The organism is Sphingopyxis granuli NBRC 100800, assembly GCF_001591045.1.
Lineage (GTDB): Bacteria > Pseudomonadota > Alphaproteobacteria > Sphingomonadales > Sphingomonadaceae > Sphingopyxis > Sphingopyxis granuli.
Map to the genome: position 1 here is coordinate 1 of NZ_BCUA01000118.1, position 8,465 is coordinate 8,465.

The 8,465-nt window shown below is 68.6% G+C and carries 8 protein-coding genes; 1 reads left to right on the forward strand and 7 read right to left on the reverse strand.

The genetic code is table 11. The features are described from left to right. Window positions 1-89 precede the first annotated feature (89 nt). The 7 genes from SGR02S_RS17880 to SGR02S_RS17910 form a co-directional block, all read right to left on the reverse strand. Window positions 90-1,232 (reverse strand): epoxide hydrolase family protein, encoded by a 1,143-nt coding sequence (locus SGR02S_RS17880; protein WP_067113214.1) that lies wholly within the window; start codon window positions 1,230-1,232, stop codon window positions 90-92. A 21-nt stretch (window positions 1,233-1,253) separates the two neighbouring features. After that, window positions 1,254-1,745, reverse strand: coding sequence for a hypothetical protein (locus SGR02S_RS17885; protein WP_067113217.1), 492 nt, complete (start codon window positions 1,743-1,745; stop codon window positions 1,254-1,256). A 63-nt stretch (window positions 1,746-1,808) separates the two neighbouring features. Then, complete coding sequence (locus SGR02S_RS17890; RefSeq protein ID WP_067113220.1) at window positions 1,809-3,449, reverse strand: cation:proton antiporter domain-containing protein; 1,641 nt, start codon at window positions 3,447-3,449, stop codon at window positions 1,809-1,811. 109 nt (window positions 3,450-3,558) lie between these two features. Then, entirely contained in the window at window positions 3,559-5,373 is a 1,815-nt protein-coding gene (locus SGR02S_RS17895; RefSeq protein ID WP_067113223.1) for an ABCB family ABC transporter ATP-binding protein/permease, read from the reverse strand. A gap of 91 nt (window positions 5,374-5,464) precedes the next feature. Beyond that, on the reverse strand, window positions 5,465-6,049 hold the full coding sequence (locus tag SGR02S_RS17900; RefSeq protein WP_067113226.1) for an LptA/OstA family protein: 585 nt from the start codon (window positions 6,047-6,049) through the stop codon (window positions 5,465-5,467). Continuing rightward, on the reverse strand, window positions 6,046-6,684 hold the full coding sequence (locus SGR02S_RS17905; RefSeq protein WP_067113229.1) for an LPS export ABC transporter periplasmic protein LptC: 639 nt from the start codon (window positions 6,682-6,684) through the stop codon (window positions 6,046-6,048). Before SGR02S_RS17905 ends, SGR02S_RS17900 begins: the two co-directional genes overlap by 4 nt. Before the next feature lie 29 nt (window positions 6,685-6,713). After that, window positions 6,714-7,331 (reverse strand): ribonuclease D, encoded by a 618-nt coding sequence (locus SGR02S_RS17910; RefSeq protein WP_067113231.1) that lies wholly within the window; start codon window positions 7,329-7,331, stop codon window positions 6,714-6,716. A 260-nt stretch (window positions 7,332-7,591) separates the two neighbouring features. Here SGR02S_RS17910 and SGR02S_RS20670 point away from each other — a divergent pair, with 260 nt between their 5' ends. Next, window positions 7,592-8,344: a cold-shock protein gene (locus tag SGR02S_RS20670; RefSeq protein ID WP_067113233.1), complete on the forward strand. Its 753-nt coding sequence runs from the start codon at window positions 7,592-7,594 to the stop codon at window positions 8,342-8,344. Window positions 8,345-8,465 lie beyond the last annotated feature (121 nt).

Consider the following 8,465-nt stretch of genomic DNA (forward strand, 5'->3'; position numbering starts at 1 on the left):
CTTTCTTTCGGGGACGCAAGAAGAAGGACGGTGCTTCGACAAGCTCAGCACGAATGGCAGAAAGGGTGATGCCTCTTCCGAAAGGTGCATCAGAGCGTCATCAGGGCGAAGGCGGCGCGAAGCTCGGCGACGAACAGGCCCGGCTGTTCCCACGCCGCGAAATGACCGCCGCGGTCGAGTTCGTTCCAGTAGACGATGTTGCGATAACGCCCCTCGGCCCAGCGGCGCGACAGGCGCATGATCTCGTTCGGGAACAGGCTGCACCCGGTCGGCACGTCGATCGCGCCCGCCGCGAAGCTGCGGAAGCTGTGCCAATAGAGCCGCGCCGAAGAGGCCGCGCTCGCGGTGAACCAATAGAGGCTGACCGTGTCGAGCATCGCTTCGCGCGACAGCGCCTTTTCGGGATGGCCGCCGACCGACTGCTCGCCCGGCCGGTGTCCGCAATCGGTCCAGCCGTGGAATTTCTCGACGATCCACGCCATCTGGCCGACGGGCGAATCGGTGAGCGCGTAGCCGATCGTCTGCGGCCGCGTCCCCTGCTGGGTCGCATAGCCATTGTCCTTGTCGCGATACCAGCCGAAGCGCGCGAGATAGCGTTTCTCCGCATCGGTGAGGTCGGCCATCGTCGCGGGATCGGGCTGGCCGACGACCATGTTGACGTGGATGCCGGCGCAATGGTCCGCATGATGCATGCCGAGCGCGCAGGTCACCGCGCTGCCCCAGTCGCCGCCCTGCGCGAAATAGCGGTCGTAGCCGAGGGCGCGCATCAGCGCGTCCCACGCGGCGGCGATCCGCTCGACATCCCATTCCGCGACGTCGGGCTTGCCCGAAAAGCCGTAGCCGGGCAGCGACGGGATCACGAGATGATAGTCGGCCGACAGCGGTTCGACGACGTCGAGGAATTCGAGCACCGACCCCGGCCAGCCGTGCGTCAGGACCAGCGGCCGCGCGGCGGGATTGGCCGACCGGACATGCAGGAAATGGATGTCGAGCCCGTCGATCGTCGCGAGGAAATTGGGCAACGCGTTGAGCCGTGCCTCGACCCCGCGCCAATCGTGACGATCGTGCCACCAGGCGGCAAGCTCCTGCGCATAGGCGAGCGGAACGCCCTGGTCCCAATCGGCGACGGTTTCCTTCTCCGGCCAGCGCGTGCGCGCGAGCCGGTCCCGCAGGTCGTCGATCGCGGCCTGCGGCACCGCGACGCGGAACGGACGGATATCCTCGACGTTCATGTTCCCCCCTTCCCCCCGATCCTAGGGCCGCGCCGGCGCCTTGCAACCGCGCTGAAGGCCGACGCCTTTCAGGAAGCCGCGCCGGACGGTGCCGGCATAGACCGCCTCGGCATAGCGCCGCCGTTCGGCATTGGCGCCCGTCACTTCGCCGATCAGCCCGCCGAAGGGGATGACCGAGCCGGCGACGGTGCCCGCGACGCGGCCGGCGGTTTCCTCGCGCTTCTTTGCCAGGCTCTTGTCGACGCGCTCGTTGACGTCGGGGCCGAGGACGGCGTTCAATTCCTGAACCTCGCGGATGATCGCCGCGCATTTGCCCAGACCGGCGAGCGAATAGGGATTGTCCTGAATCGCCTTCAATTTCTCCGGTGCTTCCTTGCCGTCGAAGGGTTCGGTGACCGAATCGCCGGTCTTCTTGAGCGTCGGTTCGTCGGGCGCGCCCTGCTGCGCGAGCGCCGGCGCGGCGGACAGCGACAGCGCGGCGGCGGCGAATGCGAAAACCCCGGCCTTGAGCATGACATGATCTCCATTGATGTTTCGGCCGATCAACGCGCGAAGGCGCGATTCGGCTCCCGCCTCCTACCCGCGCGCGCGCAGCGCTCGCTCGGCCATCCGCGCGGCGGTTTCGCGTTCGGCCATCACGACATGATCGGCGCCGCGGCGCACGAGATCATCGACCTCTTCGTCCGAATGCGCGCGCGCGACGATCAGCAGCTTCGGATTGATCGCGCGCGCGCGCCGCACGATCGCGCCCGATTCGACCCCCTCGGGGATCGCGATCAGCAGCGTCGCGGCGGTGTCGATCCGCGCCTGGCGCAGCACGCCCTCGCTCGCGGCGTTGCCGACGATCACGATCGCCCCCGCCTCGCCGGCCGCCGCGGCGCGGTCCTTCTGGTCCTCGATCACCGTCAGCGCCTCGCCGCGCCCGCACAGCAGCGTGCCGATATGGCTGCCGACGCGGCCGTAGCCGATCAGCACCGTGCGCGCCGCCTCGCGTTCGGGCGGGGGCGAATCGGGGGCATCGGGTGGCGCCTCCGCTTCCTCGCCGCGCGTCCACCGGATCGCGAGCGTGAAGACGAGCGGGTTGAAGAGGATCGAGAGGATCGACCCCGCGAGGATCAGGTCGCGCGCCGCGTCGGGCATGACTTTCAGCCCGACGCCGAGCGAGGCGAGGATGAAGGAGAATTCGCCGATCTGCGCGAGGCTGGCGGCGATGGTCAGCGCGGTCTGGTTCGAATGGCCGAAGGCACGCACGATCCCCCACGCCGCCGCCGACTTGCCGACCATGATGATCGCGACGGTGGCGATCAGCGGCCCCGGCTGTTCGAGGATCACGCGGGGGTCGAACAGCATGCCCACCGACACGAAGAACAGCACCGCGAATGCGTCGCGCAGCGGCAGCGTCTCCTCCGCCGCGCGGCGCGAAAGCTGCGTCTCGCCCAGGATCATACCGGCAAAGAAGGCGCCGAGCGCGAAGGACACGTCGAAGATCACCGCCGCGCCGAAGGCGACGCCCAGCGCGATCGCCAGTACCGACAGCCGGAACAGTTCGCGCGACCCCGAATGCGCGACCCAGTGCAGCACCGCGGGCAGCACCCGCCGCCCGAACACGAGCATCAGCGCGACGAAGCCCGTCACTTTGAGCAGCACGATCGCGGTCGAGCGCAGCAGCCCCATCGCGTTCGCCTCGTCGCCGCGCGAACCGAGCATCGCGGGGAGCAGCACCAGCGCCAGCACCATCGCCAGATCCTCGACGATCAGCCAGCCGACCGCGATCCGGCCCCTTTCGGTCTCGATCAGGTCCTGCGCCTGCATCGCGCGCAGCAGCACCACGGTGCTCGCGACCGACAGCGCGAGGCCGAAGATCGCGCTGCCGGCGAACGGCCAGCCGAGCCACAGGCCCAGCGCGATGCCGAGCGCGCTGGCGACCGAGATCTGGACGATCGCCCCGGGCACCGCGATCCCGCGCACCGCGAGCAGGTCCTTGAGCGAGAAATGCAGCCCGACCCCGAACATCAGCAGGATCACGCCGATCTCGGCCAATTGAAGCGCCAGTCCGGTGTCGGCGACGATCCCCGGCGTGAACGGCCCGACGATCACCCCGGCGAGCAGATAGCCGACGATCGGCGCGACGCGCAGCCGATGCGCGAGCGCACCCATCAGGAACGCCACGCCGAGCCCGGCGACGATGGTTCCGATCAGGCTGGTATCGTGCGGCATGGCCCAGCCTAAAGGGCGGCGCGGCGGCCGGTCAAGCAACTCAAGTGATTCCGTTGCGATTGGGCGGAAAGCCCGCGGCAAGGCATCGATGTCGCTTCGGATATCGGCCCTAGACCGTTCCCTCTTCCTTCTCCGCCTGCTGGCGCGCCCACATGTCGGCGTAGAGCCCGCGCATCGCTAGCAGCTGGTCGTGCGTCCCGGTTTCCGCCACCCGCCCCTTTTCGAGCACGATGATGCGGTCGGCGCCCGTCACCGTCGACAGGCGGTGCGCGATGACCAGCGTCGTGCGCCGTTCGGCGATGCGGTCGAGCGTCGCCTGGATCGCCGCTTCGGTCCGGCTGTCGAGCGCGCTCGTCGCCTCGTCGAGGATCAGCACCGGGGGGTTCTTGAGCAGGGTGCGCGCGATCGCGACGCGCTGCTTTTCGCCGCCCGACAGCTTGAGCCCGCGCTCGCCCACCTCGGTGTCATAGCCTTGCGGCAGCAGCGCGATGAAGCCGTCGATCGCCGCACCCTCGGCCGCCGCCGCGATCGCCCCGGCGCTCGCACCCTCGCGGCCGTAGGCGATATTGTAGCCGATGCTGTCGTTGAACAGCACCGTATCCTGCGGGACGATGCCGATCGCAGCGCGCAGGCTGGCCTGCGTGACCTGCGCGATATCCTGTTCGTCGATCAGGACGCGCCCCTGCTGCGGATCGTAGAAGCGGAACAGCAGCCGCGCGATCGTCGACTTGCCCGCCCCCGACGGCCCGACGATCGCCAGCGTCTCGCCCGCCCCGACCGCAAAGCTGACCCCGTTCAGGATCGTGCGGTCGGGTTCGTAGCCGAAGACGACATTGTCGAACGTCACCGCGCCGCCGGCCACCACCAGCGGCCAGGCATCGGGGGCATCGGCGATCTCCGGCGGGGTGTCGATCAGGCGGAACATCGCCTCCATGTCGATCAGCCCCTGGCGGATGACGCGATAGACCATGCCGAGCATGTCGAGCGGGCGAAAGAGCTGCGCAAGCAGCGTGTTCACCAGCACCACGTCGCCGACCGCGAACTGCCCCTTCGACCAGCCCCACACCGTATAGGCCATCGCCCCCGCCATCGCCGCGTTGGTGATCAGGCTCTGCCCGACGTTGAGCCAGGCGAGGCTGTTCTCGCTCTTCACCGCGGCGCGTGCATATTGGTCGGCGACGTCGCGATAGCGCGCCGCCTCGCGCGCCTCGGCGCCGAAATATTTGACCGTCTCGTAATTGAGCAGGCTGTCGACGCTGCGCCCGACGGTCAGCGTGTCGAGATCGTTCATCCGGGTCCGTAGCGCGTTGCGCCAGTCGGTGACGCGGCGGGTGAAGACGATATAGACGACGACCATCAGCGCGGTCGCGCCCGCGAGGCCGAAGCTGAACTTGCTCCAGAAGATGACGAGCACCGCGACCAGCTCGATCAGCGTCGGCGCGATGTTGAACAGCAGGAAATAGAGCATCGTATCGATGCTCTTGGTCCCGCGCTCGATCACCTTCGTCACCTCGCCGGTGCGCCGCGCGAGGTGGAAGCGCAGCGACAGCGCATGAAGATGGGTGAAGGTCGCGGTCGCCAGTTCGCGCGTCGCGTCCTGTCCGACGCGCTCGAAGACGACGTTGCGCAGATTGTCGAACAGCACGCCCGCGAAGCGCGCGCCGGCATAGGCGAGCACCAGCCCGATCGCGAGCGCCACGCCTTCCTCCATCCCCGGCGCCATGCGGTCGATCGCGGCGCCGTAGAGGAAGCCCATCGAAAGCTGCACGCCCTTCGACGCGAGCACGATCAGCGCGGCGAGGACGATGCGCACCTTGTGCCCGCGATGCCCCGCCGGCCACAGATAGGGCAGGAAGCGCTTCAGCGTCGCAAGAACGGGCGGTTCGCGTGCCGCATCGGCAGAGGAGGTCGTGTCGGGCGGCATGAACGCCCCATGTAGGGGCGCGGGGCGCGAACGCCAAGGCACGGATAAACCGCCCTCCCTTCCCGGAAGGGGGCTCCGCCGGGCTGCCCGGTTACTGCCCCTTGCGCTCCGGCACGGTGAAGGTGCCGGTCACGCGGCCGCCGGTGCCGCCCTGCACCGCATTGCCGTCGGGGCCGCGCGCGGCGCCGCGGCCGTCGACGGTCGCGCGCCCCGAATTGAGGTCGATCAGCAGCCGCCCACCCGACAGGCGGTTGCCGCGCTGGCGCAGTTCGACATTGCCGACCATCGTGATCAGCCGCCGGTCGAGGTCGTAGATGGCGACATTGCCCTTCGCGGTCTCGTCGCCCTTGGTCACGGTGACGCCGCCGGTCGCGTCGAGCCGGTTGACGTCGGTGCCGCCCTGCCGCGTGTAGGCGACGGTCATGCGCGGCGCGGTGACGGTCAGCCCGGCCTGCGTCACGCGGACGTTGCCGGCAAGGACGACGCGGTCGGCGCGATCCTGCACCTCGATGCTGCCGGCCGAGAAATCGACGGGGGCGCCGCTGTTGTGATTCGCGAGCGCCTGCGCATGCGCGGCGCCGCCGCCCTGCCCCGCGGCGAGGATGGCGAGGCTGGTCAGCGCGAAGCTCGCGCCGCCGAGCGCGAAACCCTTCCAGCCGGATGACGGACGGTTCATTTGAGCACTCCCTGGTTGATCCTCAGCCGCGCGTTGCCCGACAGGCGCACGATCCGCTGGTCCAGATCGGCATAGAGTTCATCGGCGGAGAAATGACCGATGTTGAGCGTCCCGTCGACCCCCGATCCGCCGGCGAGGCTGCGGTTCTTGAGGTCGATCGCGACGCCCTGCGCATCGATCCGATAGCCGTCGGCGCTCTTGACCTGCACGAGGCCGGGCACCGACACCTTTTCGCTGTCCATGTCGTATTGCGCCTGCCGCGCGGCGATCGTCGCGGGCCCGTCGGCGAGGCGGATCGCGCCCGACAGGTCGGTCATCCGCACGATCGGCTCGGCGCTCGACTTCTGCACCGCGCTGCCCGCGACCAGCGCGAAGGGCTGTCCCTTCGCATCCTGTCCGCGATATTCGGCGCGCGTCACGCGCATCCGTTCCTGCGCCACCTCAACCTTGTCCTTGGCGAGCAGGAAGCTCACCTCGGCGCGCTGGGTGAAGGGGGAGAAGACGAGCACCGCGGCGATGACGCCGATGACGACCGGCAGCGCGAAGCGCAGCAGGCGCACGACGCGGTCGTGGTTCGACCCGCGCGCCGCCCACATGCGGCGCATCGTGCGATCAAGGTCGGCGCGTTCGGACATGGCTCAGCCGGCTCGCTCGCTCATCGTCATCACGTATGCGCGAAGATGTCGACCTCGGGCCAGCCCGCGAGGTCGAGCGCCGCGCGCGCCGGCAGGAAGTCGAAACAGGCCTGCGCCAGTTCGGTGCGCCCTTCGCGCGCGAGCCGCGCGTCGAGCACGGTCTTCATCGCGTGGAGGAAACGCACGTCGCTCGCGGCATAGTCGCGCTGCGCCTCGGTCAGTTCGGCGGCGCCCCAGTCGCTCGACTGCTGCTGCTTCGACACTTCCTGCCCCAGCAGTTCGCGCACCAGTTCCTTGAGCCCGTGACGGTCGGTGTAGGTGCGCACCAGCTTCGAGGCGATCTTGGTGCAATAGACGGGCGCGGTGACGACCCCCAGCGCATGCTGCAGCGCGGCGATGTCGAAACGCGCGAAATGAAAGAGCTTCAGGCGGCCGGCGTCGGTCAGTATCGCCTTCAGCACCGGCGCGTCATAGGCGCTGCCGGGGCCGAAGCGGACGAGATGCTCGTCGCCCGAACCGTCGCTGATCTGGACGAGGCACAGCCGGTCGCGCAGCGGGTTGAGCCCCATCGTTTCGGTATCGATCGCGACGGCGCCGGGGCCCAGCACGCCTTCGGGCAGGTCTTCTTCGTGGAAATATACGCTCATGCGCCCGCCTTAGGCGAAGCGGCCGCGTCGCTCAATGACTGGTTTGCGCGGCCGCGCCGGGCTTTCCGCGCCGCACGGCAAAGCGTGCGGAACCGGGCACCGATGCTGTGCATTTTCTGTTCGCAGAAGCCATTCATATAGGCTATATATTGCGCCGCAAGCGGCACGGGACGAGTCTGTGCTCATGGTGAACTGCGTCCCCGTCCGGCGCAATGAGCCGGTAAATGGGGTGTGGACGAACCGAAAGCGACTACTAAGCAATGAGTTTCAACAAGGATCGCCGCGGCCATCGGGGACGCGGCAAGCGCGATGACTTCGGCAATTTCGACAGTTTCGAACCGGCGCCCTACAGCGGCGACAGCTATGGCGGCGGCCGTGGCGGGTTCGGCGATCGGGATCGCGGTGGTTTCGGCGGTGGTGACCGTGGCGGGTTCGGCGGCGGCGATCGCGGCGGCTTCGGCGGCGGACGCGGCGGCGGCATGCCCGCGCAGGTCGTCGGCGAGGGCCAGGGCCAGGTGAAATTCTTCAACCCGGCAAAGGGATTCGGATTCATCGCACGCGACGACGGCGGCGAGGACGTGTTCGTCCACATCAGCGCGGTCGAGCAGGCGGGGCTGCAAGGGCTTGCCTCGGGCCAGCCGCTCGGCTTCACGCTCGTCGAGCGCAACGGCAAGGTGTCGGCGATCGACCTCAAGATCGAGGGCGAACCGATGCCGGTCGAGGAATTCGCACCGCGGCGCGACGATCGCGGCGGCGAGCGCCCCGGCGGCGCGCGCGGCCGGCGCCAGCTTACCGGCGAGCGCACGTCGGGCACGGTCAAGTTCTTCAACACGACCAAGGGATTCGGCTTCATCGCGCGCGATGACGGACAGGCCGACGCCTTCGTCCACATCAGCGCGGTACAGCGCGCCGGCATGGCCGGCCTCGAAGAGGGCGACCGCGTCGCCTTCGACATCGAGGTCGACGATCGCGGCAAGTTCGCGGCGGTCAACCTCCAGCCCGCAAGCGAATAAGCCTTCGCGACAGCGAAACGACGAAAGGGCGGCCTGCGGGCCGCCCTTTTGCGTTTCGGGGCTCCTCGCCGGCGGGTCTTGCGCGGAGCATATAGAGCGATGACTTTGGATTGACCCGCTT